Origin of the sequence: Streptomyces lasalocidi, assembly GCF_005280215.1 — a bacterium.
Taxonomy (GTDB): Bacteria; Actinomycetota; Actinomycetes; order Streptomycetales; family Streptomycetaceae; genus Streptomyces; species Streptomyces longwoodensis.
Genome location: NZ_SZNQ01000003.1, coordinates 52453 through 77015, shown reverse-complemented (window position 1 = coordinate 77015; position 24563 = coordinate 52453). Strand labels below are relative to the sequence as shown.

General features: G+C 67.3%; 20 protein-coding genes, 4 pseudogenes and 1 CRISPR repeat array. Of the genes and pseudogenes, 12 read left to right on the top strand and 12 right to left on the bottom strand.

Annotation, left to right across the window (positions count from 1 at the left end; all coding sequences use genetic code 11):
* Positions 1-632 precede the first annotated feature (632 nt).
* On the top strand, positions 633-1448 hold the full coding sequence (locus E4U91_RS35815) for a hypothetical protein (protein WP_137311244.1): 816 nt from the start codon (positions 633-635) through the stop codon (positions 1446-1448).
* 406 nt (positions 1449-1854) lie between these two features.
* On the opposite strand, the pseudogene E4U91_RS35805 reads toward E4U91_RS35815, so the two are convergent.
* A pseudogene (locus E4U91_RS35805) lies at positions 1855-2602 on the bottom strand (transposase).
* A gap of 575 nt (positions 2603-3177) precedes the next feature.
* On the opposite strand from E4U91_RS35805, the gene E4U91_RS38330 reads away from it, so the two are divergent.
* The 5 genes from E4U91_RS38330 to E4U91_RS35780 all read left to right on the top strand — a co-directional run bounded on the left by E4U91_RS38330 (position 3178) and on the right by E4U91_RS35780 (position 6126).
* Positions 3178-3327: a hypothetical protein gene (locus tag E4U91_RS38330; RefSeq protein ID WP_168218306.1), complete on the top strand. Its 150-nt coding sequence runs from the start codon at positions 3178-3180 to the stop codon at positions 3325-3327.
* 239 nt (positions 3328-3566) lie between these two features.
* Entirely contained in the window at positions 3567-3821 is a 255-nt protein-coding gene (locus E4U91_RS35800; RefSeq protein WP_137311243.1) for a hypothetical protein, read from the top strand.
* Between the two features lie 369 nt (positions 3822-4190).
* A complete protein-coding gene (locus tag E4U91_RS35795; protein WP_241678942.1) occupies positions 4191-4592 on the top strand; it encodes a peptidase inhibitor family I36 protein in 402 nt (133 codons plus the stop codon).
* Between the two features lie 212 nt (positions 4593-4804).
* Complete coding sequence (locus tag E4U91_RS35790) at positions 4805-5260, top strand: hypothetical protein (protein WP_137311241.1); 456 nt, start codon at positions 4805-4807, stop codon at positions 5258-5260.
* Between the two features lie 467 nt (positions 5261-5727).
* A complete protein-coding gene (locus E4U91_RS35780; RefSeq protein ID WP_137311239.1) occupies positions 5728-6126 on the top strand; it encodes a hypothetical protein in 399 nt (132 codons plus the stop codon).
* Positions 6127-6458: 332 nt separating this feature from the next.
* Here the strand turns inward: E4U91_RS35780 and E4U91_RS35770 are convergent, their stop codons facing one another.
* Positions 6459-6764 (bottom strand): DUF6247 family protein, encoded by a 306-nt coding sequence (locus tag E4U91_RS35770; protein WP_137311238.1) that lies wholly within the window; start codon positions 6762-6764, stop codon positions 6459-6461.
* 401 nt (positions 6765-7165) lie between these two features.
* Between E4U91_RS35770 and E4U91_RS35760 the strand changes: the two genes are divergently transcribed.
* Positions 7166-8140 (top strand): redoxin family protein, encoded by a 975-nt coding sequence (locus E4U91_RS35760; RefSeq protein WP_137311237.1) that lies wholly within the window; start codon positions 7166-7168, stop codon positions 8138-8140.
* A 310-nt stretch (positions 8141-8450) separates the two neighbouring features.
* Positions 8451-8920: pseudogene (locus tag E4U91_RS39985) on the top strand (transposase); the annotation flags it as partial.
* Between the two features lies 1 nt (position 8921).
* Here E4U91_RS39985 and E4U91_RS35750 read toward each other — a convergent pair.
* The 7 genes and pseudogenes from E4U91_RS35750 to E4U91_RS35710 form a co-directional block, all read right to left on the bottom strand.
* Entirely contained in the window at positions 8922-9428 is a 507-nt protein-coding gene (locus E4U91_RS35750; RefSeq protein ID WP_241678938.1) for an SUKH-4 family immunity protein, read from the bottom strand.
* 85 nt (positions 9429-9513) lie between these two features.
* Positions 9514-10110, bottom strand: coding sequence for a DUF5946 family protein (locus tag E4U91_RS39980; protein ID WP_422070949.1), 597 nt, complete (start codon positions 10108-10110; stop codon positions 9514-9516).
* Positions 10023-10574, bottom strand: a complete 552-nt coding sequence (locus E4U91_RS35740) for a DUF5946 family protein (RefSeq protein ID WP_137311234.1) — start codon at positions 10572-10574, stop codon at positions 10023-10025. The genes E4U91_RS39980 and E4U91_RS35740 overlap by 88 nt, the downstream gene beginning before the upstream one ends.
* A 45-nt stretch (positions 10575-10619) precedes the next feature.
* Positions 10620-11072, bottom strand: a complete 453-nt coding sequence (locus E4U91_RS35735; protein ID WP_137311233.1) for a hypothetical protein — start codon at positions 11070-11072, stop codon at positions 10620-10622.
* A 6-nt stretch (positions 11073-11078) separates the two neighbouring features.
* A complete protein-coding gene (locus tag E4U91_RS35730; RefSeq protein ID WP_137311232.1) occupies positions 11079-11618 on the bottom strand; it encodes a VOC family protein in 540 nt (179 codons plus the stop codon).
* Between the two features lie 490 nt (positions 11619-12108).
* Positions 12109-12850: pseudogene (locus E4U91_RS35720) on the bottom strand (transposase family protein).
* A 404-nt stretch (positions 12851-13254) separates the two neighbouring features.
* On the bottom strand, positions 13255-13596 hold the full coding sequence (locus tag E4U91_RS35710) for a hypothetical protein (protein ID WP_137311231.1): 342 nt from the start codon (positions 13594-13596) through the stop codon (positions 13255-13257).
* A gap of 104 nt (positions 13597-13700) precedes the next feature.
* On the opposite strand from E4U91_RS35710, the pseudogene istA reads away from it, so the two are divergent.
* From istA to E4U91_RS35695, 3 genes and pseudogenes are all read left to right on the top strand, one after another.
* Positions 13701-15238 (top strand): annotated as a pseudogene (gene istA / locus E4U91_RS35705) (IS21 family transposase).
* On the top strand, positions 15238-16029 hold the full coding sequence (istB, locus tag E4U91_RS35700) for an IS21-like element helper ATPase IstB (RefSeq protein ID WP_137311230.1): 792 nt from the start codon (positions 15238-15240) through the stop codon (positions 16027-16029). Before istA ends, istB begins: the two are co-directional and overlap by 1 nt.
* 169 nt (positions 16030-16198) lie before the next feature.
* Positions 16199-16837: direct repeats of the CRISPR family, unit length 29 nt; unit sequence GTGCTCCCCGCGCCCGCGGGGATGGTCCC.
* 345 nt (positions 16838-17182) lie between these two features.
* Positions 17183-18463, top strand: coding sequence for a hypothetical protein (locus E4U91_RS35695; RefSeq protein ID WP_137311229.1), 1281 nt, complete (start codon positions 17183-17185; stop codon positions 18461-18463).
* Positions 18464-21952: 3489 nt separating this feature from the next.
* Here the strand turns inward: E4U91_RS35695 and E4U91_RS35670 are convergent.
* Complete coding sequence (locus tag E4U91_RS35670; RefSeq protein WP_137311226.1) at positions 21953-22366, bottom strand: hypothetical protein; 414 nt, start codon at positions 22364-22366, stop codon at positions 21953-21955.
* 391 nt (positions 22367-22757) lie between these two features.
* Here E4U91_RS35670 and E4U91_RS39365 point away from each other — a divergent pair, with 391 nt between their 5' ends.
* Positions 22758-23009, top strand: coding sequence for a hypothetical protein (locus tag E4U91_RS39365; protein WP_241678937.1), 252 nt, complete (start codon positions 22758-22760; stop codon positions 23007-23009).
* Positions 23010-23197: 188 nt separating this feature from the next.
* Here E4U91_RS39365 and E4U91_RS35655 read toward each other — a convergent pair whose 3' ends face one another.
* Positions 23198-23575 carry a fic family toxin-antitoxin system, toxin component gene (locus tag E4U91_RS35655; RefSeq protein ID WP_137311225.1) on the bottom strand — a complete coding sequence of 126 codons (378 nt, stop codon included), beginning with the start codon at positions 23573-23575 and terminating at the stop codon, positions 23198-23200.
* The gene (locus tag E4U91_RS35650; protein WP_137311224.1) at positions 23575-23814 is read right to left on the bottom strand and encodes a hypothetical protein; all 240 of its coding nucleotides are present in this window, start codon (positions 23812-23814) and stop codon (positions 23575-23577) included. The genes E4U91_RS35655 and E4U91_RS35650 overlap by 1 nt, the downstream gene beginning before the upstream one ends.
* Positions 23815-24563 lie beyond the last annotated feature (749 nt).

The following is a 24563-nucleotide window of genomic DNA, read 5'->3' as shown; positions in this document are numbered from 1 at the left end:
TTCCGCAGTTCCCCTGCTTGCGGACCCATAGCTGCTTATGCGGCCGTAGCGGGCGGCCCTAGGTGGCATAGGCCTCGTCGGCCTCCCCAGCCGGCGGGGCCTACCTCTTTCCCCAGACCCGTCGGCACCTCTATGAACAGTGCGCGAATCGACCTAGCCACTCAGGGCGCTAGTAGCGCCCGTCACTTAAAAGAGCAACGGAGTATCCAACCCAAGGAAATCCATGACATTTCACCTAGTGCAATTGAGCACCTAAAATACCCCGCGAACGGGAAATCAGGGTCAGGGATGGATGTGAACCTGCATCTAATACTAGGAAATAATGAGGAGGCGGCAGCCTGCGGGAATCATTTGATGCCCAAAGCGCCAGCCGTTTACCTACCGGGCGAACTCTTACGGCCGGAAGCATGCAAGTGTACAATGTGACATAGGGAGGCGATCTACGCGATAGCGTCGGATGCGATCGTGAACCTATGCATTTCCGCATCCCCCTGTGCAATGTGACATGATATGAGGTGCCGGCGAGGAAGAGACGAGGCGCTGAGCCGGAAGAAGTGCATTTGCGGGGCCGAAGCCTGTGAAGCGTCAGCTTCCGCAGGCTTCGGAAAATATGCCAACTTACGGAGAACCTGATGGTTGACGATACAGGCGTTCAGCCCCTGAAAACTTTACATGAGGCCACGGAAGCAATTCATCGGAGAATTAGTTTTGAGGTTATGTCGGCATCTAGAGCGCGGATCCCCATGCCAGCGGAGAAGGATCTAATAAATGCTGCCGCGTCACTGCAGTCCATGTTGGAGGGACTGAACAGCGGAATGCCGCATAATTGGCAAACGGAGCGCCTTCTGTATAGGGATATGATCCGTGTGGCAGCCGCAGGGGTACCTCTAGCCTGGGTTCCTCCGGCTGATGTTATCCGATGGTTACTCGCCGCTGGCAACGAATCCTCTCGCTTGAAGGTAATCGAAGACTGCAGTTCAGACATTCTTGCCTCGTGTCATGCAGCTCTGAAGGCCGCTTCAGGTGATCAGATTTCCACAAAGAGGGAGCTACTTGAAGAATGTGTATTTATGGCCGAGCAGGGTATGTGGCCTGGCGTCCAGGCACTGGCGGTCAATGCGTCTTACTCATTAGTTCACCAAATTTTTATAAGGGATCCTGAGTGGCTCACCGCTGGAAATGCATATGACTTCACGAATGTGGTCTCCGATGGATGCCATACAGAATTCGACGCCAGTATCTCTGACTGCTTCCGCAAGGCGGCTCTATTTCTTCCATTTGCCAGGGTGTTAGATAATTCTGGGGCTCATCGGACGGCCTCCATGGGATTGAACTGGCATTCTACTGTCATCGAGGTAAATCCTACCCAGTATTCGAAGTGCAATGCATTGATTGCGCTAATGCTTGCAGTTAGCGTACTGCGTGAAATACACAACTGCGGTTATTGAGGTTGAACTTGTGGAGTTGTAGGGGATGACGGCTCGTCGATGGTGCGGTATCACCGGGGTATGCGGTATCCATAAGAGGGCGGACTGACCGCCGAGTGGCAGCAGTTCCGCGGTAGGCGGTGAGGCGTCGAGAATTGCGGAACCCCTGCCTGCTCTACTTAGGCCGGCTGACCGCGGAGAAGGCCGTCGAGGACCTGATCCCGAGCGTGGCCCGCTCCAGGGCGTTGAGTTGTCGATCGCCGCACCCAGCGCCCGTCCCGCACGCTGGCCCCAGGGCTGCCGCGCGCCGGGGTGAGGGCCCGCTATCTCGGCTGGCTCCGCCGTCCCCATCTCTGCAGGACAGTCGCCGAGCATTACGTACTCGTCATGCCCTCCGTCACCACGTCTTCCCACTCATTGAGCTTATTCAGCGTTGCCGCTCCAGGGTGAGTACAGCTTTGGCGATTGACGTCATGCGGTTCGGGCTGCATCGGGCTCTGCGGAAGATCCGCCAAAACTTCAGGCTGGCGACACCGCGTTCGACCGGTGCCCGCGCTGCGGCCAGGGCCCGGTTGACGGTCTTCTCGGTGGGGGTGACTTCCTGCAGGGGCCTGCGTTTGATGCCCGTGGTAAGCCAGGGGCCACCGCCCTGGTAGGCGAGATTGGCCAGGATGGGGACGCCCCGGCGCTCGCAGATACGGATGATGCGGTGGGTGCGGGCAGCGGTCAGGTCGTAAGCTCGGCCCGGCAGCGCGGGTGAGAGCCACAGCAGCCGGCCCACCGGATCGGTGGCCACCTGCACGTTCACTCCGTGTCGGCGGTGCTTATAGGAGTAGTCCGCGCGCGAGTCACCGACCCGGCCGCACTCGGCGAGGGTGCCGTCCAGCAGGACGAAGTCGGGGCCGGCCTCGCGCAGCACCTTCAGCAGTCCCGGCGCGCTGGGCGAGCAGGTGGACGACCGCGCTGGTGTAGGCATGGGCGGCGCACTCGCTGATCCCAAACCCTGCAGCGATCTTCGCCAGGGTGGTGTGCTCGCGCAGGTACACCAGTGCCACCATCGCGCGCTGAGACGGGCGGAGCTTGCAGCGCCGGTCGCCCTCACGGGTGACGATGAGCATGGTGACCCACTCCACGAGTGCATGCGGCAGGTCGAGTGCGGCAGGATAGATGGCCAACGAGGCCCCTGAGTAACGTGGTTGAGACGTCAGACACCTCGATCGACTGCCCGGGGGCCTCGCTCATTGCGTTTGGTGGGCGTCACCTGATTGGGGCCCAACTCGTAGAAGCTCACTGCCGCAGCGGTATATTTGAGCCATATCGCGCTACATGACATATGGAGCGAGAACGCACCCAGCGCCCCAGATCCGCGCTCGTCACCACGGCGAGTCTCGGTGAGAGACCGTGCGCCGGGCGGGGTGACTCGCGCCGGCAACGGCGCGATAGCGCCCGGCTGTCTGGTCAGTTCCCAGCGCCTGCACAACCATTGCCGCGCAACGCAACGAGTCTCACGGATGACGGAGCAGTGATGACCATCAAGACTCTACGCAAAGCCGGCGTCTAGGGCGCCTGCGCCTTCCTGGCCACGTCCGCTGTCATCGCCGCGGCCCCCACGGCCAACGCAGCGACCACCACGCACTGCACAGCCGGAAACAGCAGCGCCCTCGCGAACGGCTACCCCCTCAACTACGTCCGCACCAGCCGAACATACTGTCCCGACTTCACGGACAGCGGGGCCCCCTACACCCTCGTCATGGACGCACTGGGCGTTCTGATCACGGGCCCCGGCCCCCTGGGGGGGTCCTCCAGCGTCTGGTACAACGTCACAGCCACCTGCGGCTCCGTCAGGGAGGACCCCGGCGGCATCCTGTACTTCAACTCCTGCACGTACCGCAACACCTGACCGCCAACGCCCCAGCGCCGACCCGAACGGCTCGGCCTGCGCCTGTGGCACGTCTGGGTCGGCGGACAAGTGCACCTCATCGCTGCCGACCATCCGGCCGTTACTGCGGCGGCATCCTGTCGTCGCCGGGGCGCTCTCGCTGCATGGGCTGGGCATGGTCGCGGCTTCGACTTCGGCGATCAGCATGCCCACCCTGATCACCACAGTTCCATGCCGTAGGCGACGCCTACGGCCTGGTCGTGGCCGTCACGGCGATGGAGGCTCTCGTGGGCAACCCCGCTACGGGCAACCTGCGCCTGAGCACGCGGATGATGAACGCGTACTGCGTTTCCTGGGGCGCTCAGGGCCTGGTGATGGTCGTGATGAGCGCGGCGCAGTCGTTGTGGATGCTACTGGCTGCGTGCTCGGGCCTGGCTGCGCCCTTGGCGGGGGTGTCGCTGAGTACGTTCCTTGCCGATCGTTCGATGAAGCCGAACGCCCGGCGGTTCTCGTGACCGACCAGATACTCATCCGTGGCGCGGGAACGTTGAGCATGCTGCTGGTTCCCCTGTATGTGCAGATCGCTCCCCGTACGCGCTCCAGGCGGAGGCGCCGGACTCCCAGGTTGCGGCGAGCGGGAGCAGGTGGTCGATGTCCACACCGCGCGGGCCTTCGATGTTGCAGTCGTCGTACGGCACCCACTGGCCCCGGACAGAACGCAACGCGGTCCCTGCTCGGGTGCGATAACGGCCTCGCCGGCAAGGAGCCGGCTCACTCGTCTGGATGAACCTCGGCGGGGAATGGAATGGCGAACCGTTCCGCCAGGACATGTGGATGCCATGAACCTTCCGCGTACACGCCGGCCCCGCGCTGGCAGGACTGCGTTGCTCGCCGCCGCCCTTCCGACGGTCCTTGCCGCATCGCTTACTGGCCTCGCGCCCGCCCACGCCACCACCACAGCGGGATCCCCCGCCACGGCCCGGGACCAGATCGCGTGCCCGCGCGGGTTCGTCTGCATCTATCCCGACATCAACTTCAACGGCCAGCCCTACGTCAAGCGAGCCGTCGACGGGTCGGTACGGCATCTGCCGGACTACATCCGCGGCGCGGGCAGCTCCGTCATCAACAACAGCAGCCGCACCGCACGCATCTACCAGAAGGACAACTACTTCGGCCGGCACGTCTGTGTCGGACGCGAGGGCGGCACCATCGGCGACCTGCGCTCCTACCAGCTCAACGACACCACCCATAGCCTCCGCAACAACGACACTCCCTGCGGCGGCTGACGCACCCTCACGCCGCCGCGACACCGCCATGCCGAAAGCCGCCGTCATCGTCGGTATCCTCGCCATTCCCGCCGAGGTGTTGGTCACGGGGGCGTCCCTCAGGGCGCCTTGACCAGGCGGTGGCTGGAGTGGACGACGGCCGGGCTGGAGGGTGTTTCGCTTGCGCAGTGGTCAGCGGCTGAGCTGGTACCCCGGGCTGCGATCGTGCTGGGATGGCCCATACCGTCCTGTTCTTCCTCGCTGACGACGACGAGACCGCGGCTGCGACGCGGCTGCGGGTGCCCGGTGCTGGATTCGAGTCCGTGAGCTGCCGGTTCATCGATCCGGACACGGCCATCGCCGAGTGGGACATGCACTTCGAGGAGCCGTCGGCCCAGGCCCCGTCATCCGAGCGGCTGTATGCGTGGCGTCCGTGGCTCAAGTGGGTCGCTCCTCCCATGAACGATGGCATTGAGGTACTCGCTCTGCCGAAGCGGCTGACCCGTGCGCTGGCCAACGCGAGCCGCGCCGGACTGGAAGAGCTCGCCGGGCGCTGGACCGCGCGGCTCCGGTCGGAAGATGGGGACGAGATGACGGACGGCGATCTCCCGGCAGTCTTTCAGCACGTCGCCCGGCTCGCGCAGACTGCGGTGCACAGCCGCGGCGGCCTCTACAGCTGGAGCTTCTGAGGCGGGCAACAGCAGTGACGGCTTCAGGAGCTCAGAGGGCACTGCTGCCTCGGGCGATGTCAGTGGTGGCGGGCAGGATGACGCGCATGACAACACCTGCAGCTGTGATCATGGATGCCGCCGCGTACGCGCAGGCGGTTGAGGACGCGGTGAAGGCGTCGGCCGCCTACTATGGGGCGTGGATACGGCGTTGGCTGCGGTGCGGTACGTGTTGCCGTCTGCTGGCTACTGGTGGCTACGGCGTGTGCACGGACTGCTTGCGCCGGGATGCCGCAGATGTTCGCCCGCTACGGACCTAAGATCCGGCCCATGAGTACCGAGACCGGCAATATCCAGGTTGACCCGCGAGAGTTGCCAGCTGGCAGCTTCACCGCGTCCGATATCGCAAGGATTGAGCTCGGGTCGGCGGCCGAGTCAGCCGCGATGTCCCTCGGGCGATACGCGCAGATGCTGGGCGAGGACTTGCTGTGGCCGGCGACTACGTGCGCCAAGCCGCACACCGCCGCCGCGACGTGGACTCCCTGGTATCAGCCGCGGTGCTTGCTGAGCGAGTCCGGGGCGCCAGCTGGGAGGTGATCGCCGACGCCCTCCGCATGAGCGCCGAAGAGGCAGAGAAGAAGTGGGGACGGGACGAAGTGTCCTGGCATGACCGCAGCGTGGTGGCCAGCCCGGTGCTGAAGGATCCCGGCAAGCGCGCCGCGAAGGTCGACCGCTACATCACGACCGACAAGCCCTATCAGTTCAGCACTGCTGTCCGTCGGCCGCTGTCCGCCTCGCTGGACGCTGCTGCTCATCTGACCGGCCGCGATGTTGCCGCCGCAGATCACGCGTTCGCCGGCACCGTCTGCACGGCCTGCGTCCACTAACCCAACTCGTGCCACCCGTGACAACGCCGTGTCCCCGGCATCGCAACTGCCGGGGACACGGCGTGTCACAGGTGGCTGTCCGAGCCAGGTGATGGTGAGGACGGACAGGCGGCGCAGGGGCCGGTTCGCCCAGTAGGTGAGGGAGCGCTGGCCGACGAAGGCGTGGCGGACGTCTTCGCCCTCGAGGTCGTCGGCGTTCCACTGCCCAAAGCCCCACGGGTCGCCGGCGGCGTCCAGGACGTCCCACACCACGTTTTCGATGTGTTCGGGCAGGGTGGTGAGGATTTTTGCGGCCGGGGCGGAGAAGCGGACCGCGTACGGCTGCTGTGCGGTCACCGGCGCTGCCCGCGGAGTTCCGCAATGTCGATGAAGTCGCTGTCGTCGTAGCCGGAGGCGATGAACGCATCGACGGCCGGGGCGTGCGCGATGCGGCCCTGCCAGTCCTGGATGACCTCGTAGAGCCCGGCAAGGGGGAACGTGCGCCGGGATTCCTCGAGGGCGGCGGCCCATTCTCGCTCGAACGCCGGCACCCACCTGTCCGCGCGCCGGTCGGCGCGCAGCTGGGCGAGGAGTTCGGCCGGCGCCCCGGGCGCGGGGGCGTAGGTGGTGACGGGTGCGTGGTCGGGCTGCGCGCTCATCCAAGTGCTCTTGGGCGAGGCCGGCGGCGGTGACCTGCTCGTGCCACGTCGGTTCCGCGCCGCGCCGCAGCGCGCGGGTGACGACCAGCCGGCCGCCGGAGGTCAGGATGCGGCCGAGCTGACGCAAAGCGGCTCCTCGGTCGGCGGCGCCGCCGAGGGCGTCCGCACACGATGCCATAGGCGCAGCCGTCGGGCAGGCCGGTGTTCTCCTCTCCGACTCGGAGACGTGGAAGACGGCGTGGTCGGCGGCAGGGCCGAGGGTGTCGGCCTGGGCGACGCCGTGCTGTTCAGTGCTCTGCATTCCAGGTGGTGAGCGGCAGGTGTCGTAGGGGTGGGGCAGCCAGTCATTGACCCGTCCCCTAAGGTCCGGGTCTAGTGTTTTGAATGACGAGGAGGTGCACATGCATGCAGGTGGGGCGGCTGCGGCTGCTGGCGTGACGATTAAGGCCTTGCGTTACTACGAGGACATAGGTCTGCTCAGTCCCGGCCGGGCGGCAAACGGCTACCGCGACTACACCGCGGAGGACATCCGACTGGCAGAGGAGATCCGCAGCCTCGGGGCGTTCGGCCTCACCCCCAAGGAAACCAGACCCTTCCTCGCATGCCTTCGAGCGGGACACGAGGAAGGCGATCACTGCGTGGAGTCGCTGGCCGCCTACCAGCGAAAGATCGATGCGCTCGACCTGCTCGTCTCCCGGTTGACGCAAAGCCGTAACCAGCTGATTCGCCGCAGGGACGGGGCGATCCGGCGCGGATTCCCCATCCCCACCACTGCCGCCGAGCCAACGAAGGAACCCGACGAGATGCTGCCCAAAGCCGACCCACTGCCCGCCGATCTGCCTGCCCCGGCGGACGACAATGCCGCCGCCCACCTTCCGGGCCGCCCGCTCCCCGCTCTGACGTTCACCGGTACGGATGGCAGCAATATCTGCCTGGATGCGGTGTCCGACGCCCGCTGGGTGCTATTTTTCTATCCTCTGACCGGAGACCCGGCCGCCGACATCCCGGATGGCTGGAACGAGATCCCCGGCGCCCGCGGATGCAGCCAGGAAGCCTGCAGTTTTCGTGACAACCTCGACGCCTTGAGGTCGGAAGGCGTGGACCGTGTCCTTGCCCTGTCCTCGGATCGAGCCGACTATCAGCAGGCACTCGTCGACCGGCTGCACCTGCCTTACCCGATGCTCTCCGACCCCAGGCTCACGCTCGCGGACAAGTTGAAGCTCCCGACGTTCGAGGCCAATGGCCAGAGACTTTACCGTCGTCTCACTCTCGTCCTGCGCGGCGCCACGATCGAGCACGTCTTCTACCCGGTCTTCCCGCCGGACACCCACGCCGACCAGGTAATACAGTGGTTCCGCGAACATCGCGACGTATGACCGACATCTGCCCGCTGCCTTATTTCTGCGTCCGTTCATAGAGCAGAACGAGCACCGGCCTCCGGCAGTGCGTGTCTTCGGCCTCGATGGCTGCCGACGGTACTCGGCCTGCGGCACGAACGTCCTCCGACGGTGACTGACACGATAGATTAAGCAACTCCCCTTGACCCATCAGCCTCGGTACGCGCCATGAAGAGCCGTATCGGCTGGCACGTTGCGATATTCTGAGAACGGCCCCGAGAACGGCCCTGTCGACGGACCGGCCGTGATGTTCGTCCACGGACTGCTCGTGAACGCAGACCTCTGGCGCCTGGCAGGCATGACCTGCTACAAGCCGGGCCAGTGGTCCCGGCTGATCTACGCGGTCCGCGAGTATCGCGGCCGCAAGGACAAACCGAAGGGCTTCGGCTGGCGCGACTTCCGCGACCTGATCGTCCGCGCCCGCATCCACTCGGCGGCCCGATTGCCCTGGTCTGGGACAACCTCCGCCTGCACCTGACCGCCGGCATGCGTGCGTTGATCGAGACGAACGCCGAGTGGCTCACCGTGTTCCACCTGCCCACCTACGCCCCGGACCTCAACCCGCAGGAGGGCATCTGGTCACTGGTCGAACGCGAGATCGGCAACCTCGCCGCCGGGGACCTCACTCAGATCACCCGAGCCGTGAGACGTCGGCTTAAGAGGATCCAGTACCGTCCAGAACTCGTCGACGGCTGCCTCGCAACCACTGGCATGCCCCTGCCTCGCAACCACTGGCATGCCCCTGGAGGACTGACGTGACTCATTTCTCCTCCCAGTTCGCGTAGTCGCCCATCGCCACGTCATCGCACAAGGTCTCCCACAACCCGTTGTCTGCGAGTGCGGTGGCATCGAGAGCAGCGAGGAGCCGACGAAGCTCGTCCGCCACCTCCTGGAATCTGTCCTTCTCGTCTTCCTCGTGGAACGGGAAGCGGGCGATGGTGCCCGCGGCGCACCGGTGGAACGCCTTGAGGTCCCTGTTCACATGCCAGGCGGTCGCGGATCCGATCTTGGGAATCTGCACGACACGTCGCGAAGCCACGCCGAGCCGACTGAACAGGCCGCTGGACCCAAAGACGACCACCCCGCTCTCACCGATTCCGTCCAGGAGCGTCGCCTCAGTCAGCGGTTGGTGCTCATAACCGATCAGCCCTGCTGGGACGCCGACTTCCCGCAGATTGGCGGCGATCTCGGCAGGCACCCCTGGTGAGCAGTCGATACGGACCACGGCGTACTGGGGCAACGCCAATGGCGGGAAGTCTCGGATCACGCAACTATCATCCTCGTGCTCCGGCCACACCGGAAAGGCGTGAGCTGGCCCCTGCCGTCCTGCGGCGGCCCTCGACATCACTCAATCACGTTCGGTAGCCACCCCGAGTGATCCATTGTCGGATCTCGTGGTGGTGCGGTGCCCATGCTTGCCAGACTTGGCGACCCCATTCCCATAGGAGACGCTCATGCTCACGCGGATCGGTGGCGGTAACGATGTCGGCGACTGTCATCAGACCGTGCAGCCGCGGGGGCTTCAACCAGGTGAAAACCGGATTCTGAGTCATGGCCTTGTGTAGACGCGGCCCTTCTCGTGGGTCGACCCCGTTCTCCAGGAAAAGGCACAACGTCATAAGGCATACACCCACGCCTTGGATCGTACGGTTGTCGGTGCCCTCTGGATGCTGGGTGTTGTAGGCATCGACGATCAGCTGGTGAACGTGCTGGTAGGCAGGGTCCTGGTAGGAACGCGCTAGCAGGTGAGTGTAGAGCGCAAAGCACTCGGCGGACGCCTTCGGATGGACCGGCAACGGAGCGTTTATGCTAGCTGCGGACAATCCGCAGCCGACACATTCTGTGCTTGAATTAACTTCGTTCACGCTGTTCCTTCCAGTACGGCCTCTGCCCAACGGCGGACCGTGGAGTGGTGAGGGGCCCACGCCTGCCAGCAGTCCCTGGGCCATGCCACACCGAGCCGTGTTTCGCCCGTTCGCCGGTCGTGGTACAGATCGGAGACGGTGATGGTGCCTGAAAAGTCTGGCTCTCGGAGATGAGGCCAATCGGGCAAACCAAGACGGGGCAGTACAGCCTGGCTGGTGCGTTTGCGGTAGTAGGGGATCCGGTCCGCCGCGATGCCATACTCATGAAAGAGGCAGAGAGCGGTCAGGTGGACAGCGACTGACTGGTTCTGGCGACGGTCATTTTCCGCGCCCGCAGGATGTTGTGCGGCGAAGCAGTCAACGTGCAGCATGCGCAGCTCGAGTGGCGCGGCCGGGGTCAGCCACTCCGACAGAAGCTCGCCATACCACTGCCAGCAGCCGGGAGAGGCGCGCATGTATGGGTGTACTGGCCCTTCGACGTCGGGTACCTGCCCTTGGCAGCCGAGGCACTGGCGCGTCGAGTGGGGATCGACGTTGGGGTTGTTCATTGATGGATACTCGCACTTCGGTGAGGCGCCAGACGCGGTTGTGACTTACCCAACGCCGCCAAGGGGGCGGGCGGCATGGAATCGGCAGTTCAGGCGAGTGGCGCCGTTGGTCCAGTCTAGAAATACATGGCCGCACTCGGCGCGCTGGCAACCTTTCAACCGGGCACCGCCATGCTTGACCAGGGCCATGATTGCGAGAACTGCGGCACTCTCCCGATAGGGCAGGGTGCCGCAAGCGACCAACGCCCACTGGGTGTCCTGTCGGTCCAAAGCCATGACGGCGGCGTCAGCAGCTAGAAGGGCGTTCAGCGCAGCCAGTACCGCGCTCTCATCGCCTGCGGAATCCCGCAGGCGATGCCATGCCCCGACCTTGTCTGTGTTTTTGTAACCGTTGAGATAAGCCTCGGCATCGAGTAGCGCGGAGCGCATCTGTTGGAATGGGCGCCGCGCGTTCAGCCAGGCGCCCAGCGGTACCGTGTTCTGCGCGGCTTCTTCCATTCCACGTCACCGATCGGGCGAAGCGCCAGCTTCGAAGTCCATCGTAAAGCCAGGCAGATCGTCGGCTTGCGGCCTGGACGCCGGTGGGGCAGTGAAGATCACGGTATGACCATCGGGGTCCGTGGTTCGCAGATCGGTAGTGCCCCATGCGGTCTGTTCGGGCCCCAGGACCTGCCCCAGCCCAATACGCCTGGCCTGCGCGGCCAACTCATCAAGCTCTCGGAGGTTGGCAGCCATGGACAGGGTAAGTCCGCTGCCGTATTCCACCAGGTCGGCAGCAGGGACGAGCAGTAGGTCCTGGTAGCGCCACCGGCGTAGGTGGACCAGGGCTGTTGTGCCATCCTCGCGGTTGCCCATGGTCGCCAGCAGGTGCATTCCCAGGCCCTCGGTGTACCAGCGGACTGCAATATCCAAGTCGCGAACCTGCAGCGTGCTGAAGGACGGCATTCCGTAGATCGACGTGTCGACGCCCTCGGCCGGTTCGGCTGGTGCCGCACTGGGCCGTGCAGCACCGCTGCCATTCATGTCAGTGTCTGTTTCATGCATGCCCACTACTGTTCTCGATGACGTTACGGCAGGTACAAGCCCCCTTGCAGGAATGATCAGTGCAAGGGCTGTCCCGTATGGGACTCGGCTCTGGCAAGATGCCGGGTGGTGAGTACACAGGACTGGGAGTCGACACGTCGCCGACTGCACTTCGGGCAATGTTTCCTTGGAACGGTGGTCCGCGTGCCGAGTCCCGGCGCGATCGGCATCTTCGTAACATCGGGCTGCCCATAAACGGCTTCGTTGACGTGCTGCTGCTACCAAGCGAGGCCGAGCGCTGGCCCATGCAGGGCACCGAGTCGGAGTTCGAGGTGTGGTGGGCTGATGAGCGACCCCAGATTCGGCTGAAGCCGGTGGACCCTCGGTTCGTGCGAGAGGACTTCGCCGAGTGGCTCACCAGGTGGCGGCCGGGATGGCCGCAGGAGCACGGCCTGCCGGTCACGGTCGCCGGCGTTCCACCTTCGACATCCGAGGCCGCCAGTAGAGATGCTCACGGATAGCCCAAGGGAAGGTTGTGCAGACGGGCGATGCCGCGCATGGCGTGGTGCACGCTGTCCCCCCTCAGCCGGCAGTCGCGCAGGATCTTCCGGGTCTTCATGCGGGCTAAGCAGTGCTCCACGCGGGCTCGGACCTGTTTGTGGGTCTTGTTGTGGGCCTTCTTCCAGTCGGGTAGTTCCTCGCCAGGGCTGCGGCGGTGCGGCATCACCAGCCCTGTGCCCGCGTAGCCGCCATCGGCGATCACCACCGTCTTGCCTATAGCGGCCTTCGCGCCGGACTCGGCCCAGGCCCGGCAGTCGTTGCGGTTGCCCGGCAGCGGCTTGCCGATCACCACGACACGGCGGGTGTCGGCGTCGATGACCACCTGGTGGTTGGTGGAGTAGGTGGAGTAGCGATAGTTCTTCGACTGCTCGGCGACGTTGTGGTCGCGAGTGGGCACCAGGGTGCCGTCCGCGATCAGCACAGCGTCCCTGGCGAACCGCTGGCTGAGCTGCAGGGCGAGCTTCGGCCCGGGGTAGTCGATGACCCGGTCGGCCGTGGACTTCGACACCCCGAACAGCGGGGCCAGTTGCCGCATTGTCAGGTTTGTCCGCCAGTACACGGCAACCAGCAGCAGCCGGTCCTCCAGGGGCAGCTTCCACGGCCGGCCCCGACCCGGTACGTCCATGTCCACGGCGCAGTTGCGTTACCAACTTGCCGATAGCACGCGGGCTCAGCCCGGTGAACGGGGCTATTCAGGACGGCTCCGAGGCCGCGATCACGCCAGGCACGAGCAAGATCATCCATCAGCAAGATCGCTTACGGGATAGCTCTTAGCGAGCTCGTGCACGGTAGGCGGTGAGGCGGTGAGGCGGCGAGTTCCTGATCGTTGATCATGGTGGTGTGGTGGGGAATGCGTCTCGTGCAGTGATCGTCAGCGACCGGAGGATCACGGGTCTGTCGGCCGATGTGATCGCTGACTCCTGTCCGAGCTGGGCCCGTTGTGGCATGAACCACCAGGCCAGGCTGGCGTCCAGGCAGCGGAAGCGGGCGGTGGGCGCCGGCGCGAAGCACCGGCTCGTCTTCGTCGACCGGCTCCTGGCCACTCTCGACCGTCTGATGGGGTCCGCTGTCGCAGCCGGGGCTGCAGGGCCCGGGGTCAGCGCGGGTGGAGCTGTCCGGTGGTGGGGACGTCGAGGACGAAGATGTGGCCGATGTCCGCGTCCGGGTAGCCGTAGTCGATGTTCTTCACCCGAAGCTGCTGCGGGGTGGCCTCGACGATCTGAACGGCGATGAGATCCGGGCGGCCGGGCAGAGACAGCAGCCAGTCCTGGGCCAGGTAGTCCAGTCCTGCGCGGTCCAGGCACTGGCGGGCGTGGTCCTCGCCGACCGGTCCGCTCAGCGGGAGGCCGAAGAGGGTGACCGGGATGAACTGGCCCGAGACGTGTTCAACAGGGGAGAGGTAGCCGAGGAGTGACGGCGGCCATGACAAGCTCCCCATAGGCGGCCACTTACCGCCCCACTGATGGCCACGGGATTCCCCACGTACGGCCAGATATCTCCCCGCTCGCATTGGACGCATCCCGCTCGGCGAGGCTCGGGCGGGTGAAGAACAGCAGGGAGATCATGGAGATCCTTGAGGCGTACGACCTCACGGGCAGTTACCGCGCCGCGGCCGAACTGACCGGCGTCGACCACCACACGGTGGCCCGCTATGTGAAGATGCGGGCCGCCGGCCAGCACCCGGACCAGCGTCGTCACCGGGCCCGCGCGATCGACGACTATCTGCCGAAGATCGAGGAACTGGTGGTCCGTTCACACGGCAAGATCCGAGCGGACGTGGTGCACAAGAGGATCGTCGCGATGGGCTTCACCGGCGGGGAACGCACCACCCGCCGCACCGTTGCCGAGGCGAAAGCCCAGTTCAGGGCCGGTCGGCGGCGGGTCTATAGGCCGTGGGTGACCGAGCCGGGGCTGTGGATCCAGTACGACTTCGGCGACGGACCGACCATCGCCGGACGCAAGACCATCCTGTGGTGCGCCTGGCTGGCCTGGTCCCGGTTCCGGATCGTGATCCCGATCTGGGACAAGACGCTGCCGACGGTCACCTCGTGTCTGGACGCGACGTTCCGCCGCATCGGCGGAGTGCCGGCCTACGTCCTGACGGACAACGAGAAGACGGTCACCACCGATCACGTCGCCGGGATCGCCGTCCGCAACCCGGAAATCGTCGAGGTCGCCCGGCACTACGCACGACCATACGCACCTGCCTGCCCGCGGACCCCGAGACGAAGGGCGGTTCCGAGGCGACGGTCCGCATCGCGAAGGCCGACCTGGTGCCCAAGGACGTCAACCTGCGCGAGCACTACAAGACCTTCGGTGAACTGGAGGCGGCCTGCCGGGCGTTCTGCGACGAGGTCAACTCCCGCACCCACCGGGCGACTCGGCGCAAGCCGGTCGAGCGGCTCGCTGAGGAACGACAGCGGCTGCACCCGCTGCCCAGGAGGCCGTTCACTGCCGCGTTCGGCACGACCCGGCGGGTGAACTGGGAGTCCACGATTTCGGTCGAAGGGGTCCGTTACTCCGTTCCGCACGAGCTGATCGACAACCGGGTCTGGGCCCGGTTCCACGGCGACGAGCTGATCGTCACCGCGGTCGGTGAGGACGGCTCGGCCCGCGAGGCCGCCCGCCACCGCCGCGGCCAGCCGGGCACCCCGGTCCTGGACGACGCCCACTACCCGCTGCGGGAGAACAAGGACAACGACCGCACCCCGAAGGCCACTTCGGCAGAGGAGGCTGCCTTCCTCCAGCTCGGTCCTGGGGCAGCGTCATGGCTGGTCGAAGCGGGGGCGGCCGGGGTTCGCCGCATCAAGGCGAAGATGGCCGAGGCCGTCGCCCTGTCCAAGCTCTACTCGGTGGCCGAGGTCGACCGGGCCCTGGGCACCGCCGCGGTCACCGCACGCTTCGCGGACAAGGACCTGCTGTCCATCGTCGACTACCAGGCCACCCGCGAACACACCGAACCCGTCCGCCGCAGCGAGGAACACTCCCTGCAGCCCGGCACCTCCGCCTGGTCCTCCTTCGGCCTGCCCACCCAGCCCGCCTCCGACGTCTCCGAGCACGACGAAAGCGATCCCGCCTGATGGCCACCCCACTTCGCACCGTTCCCGGCACCAACGGCGACCCGCTCGCCGAGGCCATCGAGCTGACCCGGCGGCTCAAACTCCCGCACCTGCGACGGGTGTTGGCCGACCTGATCCCCACCGCCAAGGCCCAACGCTGGGACCCGGCCGAGGTCGTCCGCGTCCTGCTGGCCGAGGAAGCCGCCGGCCGCGACCGGGCCAACCTCCACACCCGCCGCAAACGGGCCGGCTTCCCCACCGGCAAGACCTTCGGCGACTGGGACGAGACCAAGTCCGCCATCCCCCGACCCACCCAGGACGCCCTCAAGTCCCTGGAATGGATCGGCCGTCGGGAGAACTTCTGCATCTGCGGGCCCTCCGGCACGGGCAAAAGCCACTTCACCGAGGCCCTCGGCCAGACCGCCATCGAGGCCGGTCTGACCGTCTCCTGGTTCACCATCGAGGACCTCGGAGCCCTGGTCCGCCGGCACCGCGCGGACGACTCAATCGCCCGAGCCCTCGCGAAGATCATCCGCTCGGATCTGATCATCGTCGACGACATCGGCCTGCTGCCCGTCTCACCGGACGCCGCCGAGGGCTTCTACCGCCTGGTCGATGCCGCCTACGAACGACGCTCGGTCGCCGTCTCCAGCAACCTCCACCCCTCCGGTTTCGACGAGATCATGCCCAAGACCCTGGCCACCGCCACGGTCGACCGGCTCATGCACCACGCTCACATCGTCGTCACCCAGGGTGACAGCTACCGGCTCACCCAGGCCACCAGCGGACAAGGAGTGAAGCCCTTCAGCTGACCCGACCGACCCGAAGGCGGGGAATTATCTGGCCGCCACCGGGGACAACTCGATGGCCGCCAGCGGGGCGAACTCCTGGCCGCCTACGGGGAGAACGAAATGGCCGTTGACATTCCCGCGCCTGCAGGAATGGTCCCCTGTACATGCTGAGGGTCGAGTTCACGACGGCGTGCTCCCCGCGCCCGCGGGGATGGTCTCCACGAGGCCCTGTGCTCCGCGCTCGGCATTGAGTGCTCCCCGCGCCCGCGGGGATGGTCCCGTCAACCTCGGCAAGGCCAGCTCCGGCGACAAGTGCTCCCCGCGCCTGCGGGGATGGTCCCAAGCCCATCAACCGAGCACGCCAACATGGCAGGTGTTCCCCGCGTCCGCGGGGATGGTCCCCCCACGGTGCCGCCGGAGGCCGCCGGCTGGTAGTGCTCCCCGCGCCCGCGGGGATGGTCCCAATGTGGTCTAGTGGTGTCCGGAAGGCACCCCGTGCTCCCCGCGCCCGCGGGGATGGTCCCTCCGAATCGTCCGGACGAAACTCCGCCGCAGGGTGCTCCCCGCGCCCGCGGGGATGGTCCCGAGAAGTGGAACCTCAACACCACCGGGGACCTGTGCTCCCCGCGCCCGCGGGGATGGTCCCCTCCGCCCCTGGTGGACCGGCGGCCGCGAGATGTGCTCCCCGCGCCCGCGGTGATGGTCCCTTGACGAAGGCCTCGGCGTCGCCCAGGACGAAGTGCTCCCCGCGCCCGCGGGGATGGTCCCCCACACCGGAGGAACCCATGAGCGAGCAGATCGTGCTCCCCGAGCCCGCGGGGATTGTCCCCAGCGGTCCAGGACCGCTGGCGACAATGCTGCCCAGCAGATGCGCCGTCGTCTGCTGAGGCTGGCTGCGCTCCATTGATCCTGGACCCGGCTGATGGGCGCTGCTTCCGTCATGCGGTGAGGCGATGGCGGGCGTATTCGCGTAGTTCGACCAGGGGTTGTTCGGCGCGGTCGCCGGTCTGGCGGAGAAGTGCGCGGACCAGGTCGACGCAGCTGTGGCGTCTGTGTCCAGTGCCGTGTCGAGCGCGGCGCGGGCGTCAATGGCGGCGGCCGAGACGTCTTGGTGGCGCAGTGAGCTTTCAGCCCGGTACGTCAGGAACACCGATTTTGTGCGGGCGCGGTGCGGTTGCAGCTCGTCGAGGCCCGCGTCGATGGCGGCTGTGGCGCGTTGTGGGTCGCCGAGGCCGAGCCAGCACCGTCCGGCGTCGGCGTTGACATCGGCTATCGACATCCACGCAATCATGGGCGGAGTCTGTTGCGGCTGCATCCGCTCCAGTTCGGACTCGGCAGAGGCCAGGGCGCGCTGGGTTGCCTGTCGGTCTTGCAGGACGGCGCAGGCCCGGGCGCGGCGTACGTCCAGCAGGGAGCGGGTGGCCGGCGTGCGGGTCCGGGAGCGTGCGTGATCGAGGATCCGGACGGCATCGTCGGGCCTGGAGAGCCAGGTGGCCTGGTAGGCGAGGTCGGACAGGGCGACGGCGTGGAGATCGCGGTCTCCGGCCTCGTGGGTGGCGTGGACGGCGGCCTGCCAGTGCCGCTGGGCGTCGGCGTGGCGGCCGGCGTCGAAGCGCAGCCACGCGGCGCGGTGCGCGAGTTCGGCGGCTACCGCGTGAAGTCGGCGGCCCACAGTCGCCGTGTAGCGGTCCTGTGCGATGAGATCGATGACCGTGCTCAGGTGCGCGTCGATCAGGCCGGACACCTTCCGGTGCGGTCCGGACGTGAGCGCGCGCAGTTCACCGGATCGCTGCTCCAGCCACTCCAGCAGTTCCTCGTCGACCGCCTGGCCGTCGAGGGCCTGGCCGAGGTGGCGCGGCTCGATGCGCGCCCAGTCGGCGGCGATGTCGACCAGGGCGCTGCTGCTGAGTACCAGGAAGGATCGTCGGTCCATGCGGGTGACCTGCACCTCTCTCAGGGCGGCTCGGCTGCCCAACGGGGTGAACGGGGCGGGTTCTTCGAAGGCGGGCAACCAGGTGGGCCAGCCAAGAGAGCCGACCATGGCGGCGGGGACGTCGAGTACGGCGGCCAGCAGCAGCTGGCTTTCCTCGCTCGGAGTGGTGCCGCCCTGCTCCCACAGCCAGATCCGGTTGCGGTCGACGCCGCTGCGCAGGCTCCGCCGCTGGGCCTCCGCGCGTATCAGGCGGGCCAAATCGTTCATGGACCACCGGTGCTGGCGGCGCACGTGCGCGAGTGGATGCTGGTCGAGGTCCATACCGCCCCCGCGATATCGCCTTCCGTCATGTCACCACCACCATGCCCCAGGAGACGGGGAGTTGAGCTTGTTTCGGGACGGCGGGCACACACCGGCCACACAGCCATCCCCTGGAGCGCGGCGGGCGGCTGGTGGTGTCCTCGACATCCTCCGCCAGGCAACCCCGCGTGGCGGTGTCGAGAAGGGAGGCCCTCGCCGTGAACGCAACTGATCGCCTTGCGGTCCTGTCCGGCGCGACCGTGGTGGTGACCGGCGGCTTCGGACTGGTCGGCAGCCGGATCGTGCACAAGCTCCGCGCGCTGGGCGCCACGCCGCTGGCCGTGGGGCGCCTGGACGCCTACGGCTCACCGCTGTGCCCGTCCGTGTTCGACGTCTCGCCGGCCGACCCGGACGTCCTCGCCGGCGACATCACCGACGCGGCGCTGATGAACTACGTCGTGGGCCGTGCGGACTACGTGATCCATGCCGCGGCCCTGGCCGACGTCGCCGAGTGCACCCGCAACCCGGCGGCGGCGCTGCAGGCCAACGTCCAGGGCACCCAGACCGTGCTGGACGCCGCCGCCCGGCACAGCGGCACGCTGAAACGCCTGGTGTTCGTGTCCTCGGCGAGCGTCTACGGCGTCGGCGCCGGCTCGACCACCGAAGGTGCGCGCTTCAGCGAGGACGACCCTCTGCGGCCCGCGTCGGTGTACGCCAACACCAAACTGTGGGGTGAACACCAGACCGCCCTGACGCTGGGCGGCACCGACAACTCGCACACCGTCGTGCGCTACCTCTCCGTCTACGGCGAACTGCAGGTGGTTAAGGAAAACTCCCACAGCTGGGTCGTGGCGAGGTTCGCGATGCGGGCCCCGCTCGGGCTGCCGCTGCACCTCAACGGCGGCGGCCGGGAGGTTCGCGACTTCGTGCACGTCGACGACATCGCCGACGCCACACTGCTGGCCGCCGTCACCGACCGCGCCGACCGGGCCACCGTCAACGTCGGCATGGCTCGCCGCACGGGGAGCCGAGACGGTGCGTTGGGACCATCCCCGCAGAAGCGGGGAGCAGTGGGTGGCCGGGTCCACCTTGGGCGCGAAGTCGGGACCATCCCCGCGGGCGCGGGGAGCAGGCGGCTTGGATCTGGCGGTCGAACGGGCGGGTGGGACCATCCCCGTGGACGCGGGGAACAGCGCTGGCCGTGCCGAGGGCGGAAACCGCGTTCGGGACCATCCCCGCTGGCGCGAGGAGCAGCCGACCGACAACAGGTTCCAGGACGTGCCGTCGGGACCATCCCCGCGGGCGCGGGGAGCAGCTAACCCACACCGCCGGGCTCGCCACCGACACGGGACCATCCCCGCGGGCGCGAGGAAAAGTTTGTGACCCCGGCCTTCCAAGTCCCGCCCGTCGGACCATACTCGCGGGCGCGGGGCTACAGACCTCGATCGGCGGTGACCCGCTCAAGACCCGGGGACCATTCCCAGGCGCTGGAGCAGTTGGCTCGGGCCATGAACGCCACGAACGACGCGGGACCGTCCCCGCAGCGGCGGGGAGCAGCGGGCCTCGGTCCCCCCGGCCGGGGGCCGGGGGGACCGAGGCCCGCTGGCGCTGGGAGCCCACGACCTCGCCGTATACCTCCTTGCCCCCAGAGGGCCATCCCCGCGGGTGCGGGGAGCAGGAGGCCGGGATCGACGAGCTGCACCGGCATCAGGGACCACCCCCGCGGGCGCGGGGAGCAGACCCGGACCTACGTCGAGCACCAGGAACTGCTAGGACCATCCCCACGGGAGCGGGGAGCAGTTCGAGCAGGACGGGAAGGCTAAGGACACTCAGGGACCATCCCCGCGGGCGCGGGGAGCAGGCACTTTCCCGAAGGGCCCGTTTGGCGACATGGGGACCATGCCCGCGGGCGCGGGGAGCAGCACCCCGAGACCGCCGCGCCGGCGGGGATGACGGGACCATCCCCGCCGGCGCGGGGAGCAGAACGCGGCCTCGACCCGGTCGATCACGAGATTGGGACCATCCCCGCGGGCGCGGGGGAGCAGGCCGCAACGCCCCGCTTCCACGCGGTGTAGACGGGACCATCCCCGCGGGCGCGGGGAGCAGCAGCTCACGGTGCCGAACATGACGTCGTCGGTGGGGCCATCCCCGCGGGTGCGGGGGAGCAGCGGTGTTGCTCGTTCCACCGGTCGCGGAGCTCGGGACCATCCCCGCGGGCGCGGGGAGCAGACCCTCATCCTGCACACCGAGTGGTACGAGCGGGGACCATCCCCGCGGGCGTGGGGAGCAGCCTCAAGACGGCGACGGCGGCAACCTGACGCCGGGACCCTGTCCGCGGGTGCGGGGAGCAGCGGAGCTGAATCGTGCGCTCGCTCGTGTCCACGGGGCCATCCCCGCGGGTGCGGGGAGCAGGTCAAGAGCTCCAGGCACTCTGACCTCGGGCAGGGACCATCCCCGCGGGCGCGGGGAGCAGATTCGAGAGGCGGGCCAAGCCATGGGTGTCGAGGGACCATCCCCGCGGGCGCGGGGAGCAGGAGGGCCTGCCCGGCACCTACCGGGCGGTGCGGGGACCATCCCCGCGGGCACGGGGAGCAGGTTGCCCCGCCCGTCCGCGATCCGGTGAGGCTGGGACCATCCCCGCGGGCGCGGGGAGGCAGAGCACACCAGATAGTGGTAAGACCCCCTTCGCGGGACCATCCCCGCGGGCGCGGGGAGCAGACGACGGGGATCTGCGCCTGAATCATCCCGGCGGGACTATCCCCGCGGGCGCGGGGAGCAGCACCGTCGTCTCGGCGGGCGAGCGCCCGGAACGGGACCATCCCCGGCGCGGGGAGCAGAAGCTTCCCATCGGCGACCTCAGCGGCCACACGGGACCATCCCCGCGGGCGCGGGGAGCAGCGGCAGCAGGGCGACGCCGACTTCCCCGACCCGGGACCATCCCTGCGGGCGCGGGGAGCAGCTGACCGCGACGAACACCAAGCCGGACGGGGTGGGACCATCCCCGCGGTTGCGGGAGTAGACTCCGTGACCTGCGGTTCTATGGCGCCCGTGCAGCGTTTCCATGAGCTTCGGAGAGTCCGGCAAGAGGTGCTTACCGTCCCTTCGGTGTCTCTGACGCGCGACCGGGTAAAGATCCAACTCTAGCCCTTGTTCCGTGTTGGCGGCTGCGGTTTGGACCGTGTCGGCAGCAGGCCCTCTCTGTTTCCTTCATTTTGGCGTCACGGTCCGGTTGCGTGCTGTAGGTGTCAGGCATGACAGGCGAGGGGGGCGCTGTGGGGCTGCATGCCCGGCTGGGCAGGCCGGCGTTGAGTGCTTCCCGCGTCCGCGGGGATGGTCCCGCCTTCGAGAAGGTCGGCGCGGACCCGGAAGTGTGCTCCCCGCGCCTGCGGGGATGGTCCCCAGCGGATCAGGACCGTCGGCGCCGTGCCGAGGGTTAGGTCCGCGGACTGCTGGTGCGACAGCAGGCCGACGACGGCTTGCCGGGCGGGCAGCTTCCGGGTTCGCACACGGCCGCTACTGGCCCAACCTGCGCGTCACAGCCCCACGCGGTCATCCCGGGAGACGACGGCGTCCCCTCCTCGACGCCTCACCGCCTACCGTGCGCGAGATCGTTAGGTGATGTAGTTGCGGTCGCCGTCGGTCAGCGACACCAGACGCGAACTGCCCTGCGCAGCGACGAAGCAGCTCGCGAGGCCTCAGTCATGCCGGCATCTACTTGAGGATCAATACCTCTTGGTCGTCAGCCTGGGTGGCCCACAAAACCGTCTTCCCGTCGGATTCGCCTGCCCAGAGTGTCGCGGAGCAACCGTCGCTGAAGTTGACGAGTACAGAGGTGGAGTCACTGTCCTCGAGGGAGGTCCAGGTGCCGTCGCCGGACTTCTTGCGGACGCCTCCCAAGGCACACTCGAAGTATTCCAGCTTCAGGCCGGACGCTGAGAAAGAGCCTCCATCCCGCAGCACGAGGCTCGCTCCGTCACCGGTCCACTCCCGCGTCAGAGTCGCTCTCCCGATGACCTTCTTCTCCGGGAATCGGTCGTTATCCGTTGATACGTAACACCCCGACAGCAGAAGGCCTGCGGCGAGCAAAAGCATCGCCCGCCGCCGAGCCACCCATCGATCGTTCACTTGCCTATCGGTCCCATGCGTTGGGGATCATCACCCGGAAGGTGATCGTCATGAAGTGAGATCGCATTGCACACCGCCGTGACACGGACCAGCTGACACTCTGCATCAAACGACCGGACCCTCCGCGCGTCTCAGAACTCGTAACACGATCATGCAGCCCAGCCCCAGTAGTCCCGTCATGGTGGAGCGTGGCCCGGGATCGCGGGCGACGGCTTGTGTGAGGAGGAGTGGCTGGATGAGCGTGATGTGGGCGGCGACGTCGCCGGAATATGGGCTGTTCGATCCGTTGAGAGACGTTCAGAGGTGAAGGACCTGTCAGATCGCCTTCAACAACCTGCGGTCCTGCGGCCAGGTATATGTGGAGGTTCGGTCGCCGGACAAGGAGTTCCCGGTGCTGATCCTGGCCTTCCGAGGTGATCACGCGGTCGTCCATCTGATGAGTGACGCCGAGCGGATGTCTCTACTCGCAGGAGACGGCATCGTGCCCTCAGGTGGCGAGGTCGAAGTCCCAATTATGGACGGCCTCGCCACCTTCACGGGCGACTTTGTCCTGGACACCGATCGGGCGTGGGGCCTGGTGTACGACTTCACCCAGACTCAGGCGGCCGGCTCTCTGGGTGAGAGTGGTGTGCGTTGTAGCTGAAGGCTTGTGATGCGATCAGAACCGGCGCCTGTTGAGTCGCCTCCAGCAAATGAGAGCGCAGGCCAATGAGACAAAGGCGTCGTGGAGTTCGGTGCGGCGTTCCCAGCGGACGGCCAGGCGCTTGGGCGTTGCCGGTGGAACCGGGTGCGGCCGGTTCCACCGGCAGACCGTGAGGGCGGGCTTGAAGGTCAGGTGGTGGTGGGCCAGGTGCGCAGCAGGGCGGCGATCTTCCCGGCGGTGCAGGTGGCGTCCAGGAGAAGGTCCTTGAGGGCGATGGCGTCCTCGCGAGCGGGTTTGACGGGGATGCCGGCGGCTTCGAGGTACATGACACCGGTGGCGGCGGCGACGGCCATGTTGGATCGCTCCAGCCAGCGGCAGCGGCCCAGGGTGTGGACGAGCGCGGCGGCTTTGGCGTAGGGGCCGTCGTAGAGGGGCTGATCGAACAGGTCGGCGCGGTGGCGGGCGACTGCGCAGACGGGCACGCCGTAGTCGTCGGGGGCCGGGTCATCCGCTCCGGCTGCCTCGGCGACCTGCAGGATCCAGGGGACGTCGATGTGCACGTTCATCAGGCCGCGTGTGCTCCCCGGGGGGCCTGTTGGGCGTTCTCGGCGTCGTCGAAGACGCTCTGGTGCTCGGCCAGGAAGCGGGCGGCCGCGTCCACGGCGCGGGCGCGCAGGCCGCTTGTGTCGTCCTGCACCAGACGGGCGAGATAGTCGCCGATGCTCAGGCCCAGGTCGGCGGCTCGCTTGCGCGCGAGTTCCGCCACGTCCTCATCCACGCGTGCGCCCAGCTGTGTCTTCGCCATAGCTGAATGGTAACAGCCGTTACCATACCGTAGAGGGGTGCGGAAGGGATAGTCCCCTTTGCCGCTGAGAGCAACGACGTCCGCAGCGCTCGCCTAGGAGGTCGCCCGGCGCTGCCCCCGTAGGGAGCGCCCTGGTATGCGGGCTGGCCCCAGGGGTGAAACCGGTGGGCGTGCCAGGTGGCTGTGGCAGCCGGATAGTCCTGGTCCCCGCCGGGTCAGACCGGCGCCGTGCGCGTCCCGTACGGGACGCGCACGGCGCGTACGCGCTGGCCGCACAGCCACAGCGCGGCCCAGGCCTCTGTACTCCGGCAGCAGGCTGTTGAGCCCCCGCCGCCGTCGCCGGTGCTTGAGGCGCTGGCACCGCGCCGCCCCTCGGAGTGGGTGCAGAAGGCCGGCGGCGGCGGACCCGGCGGCGCCGTGCACTGCACCGAGGCCCCGCAGAACGCGCCGCTGCTGCCCCTGGAGCGGGCTCTGGACCTCGCGGAAACAGCCCGGCACCCGCCTCTGCTCCCTGTGCGGCGCAGCACAGGGAGCTGGACCCCGCACTGCGCGGCTTCGACCGCACCGACAGCGGCTGATCTCGCCCTTGCGGGTGGCGGTAACGGCGTGAGGTGAGGACGGCCTGCTCGATCTGGTCCGGGACGCGGCCGCTCTGGAGCCGGAAACGTTCGTGGACACCTTGATCAGTGGGGCCCAGCATCTGGCCGAGGGACACGTAGGGCTGCTCGACGATGAATGCCTGGCCCGCG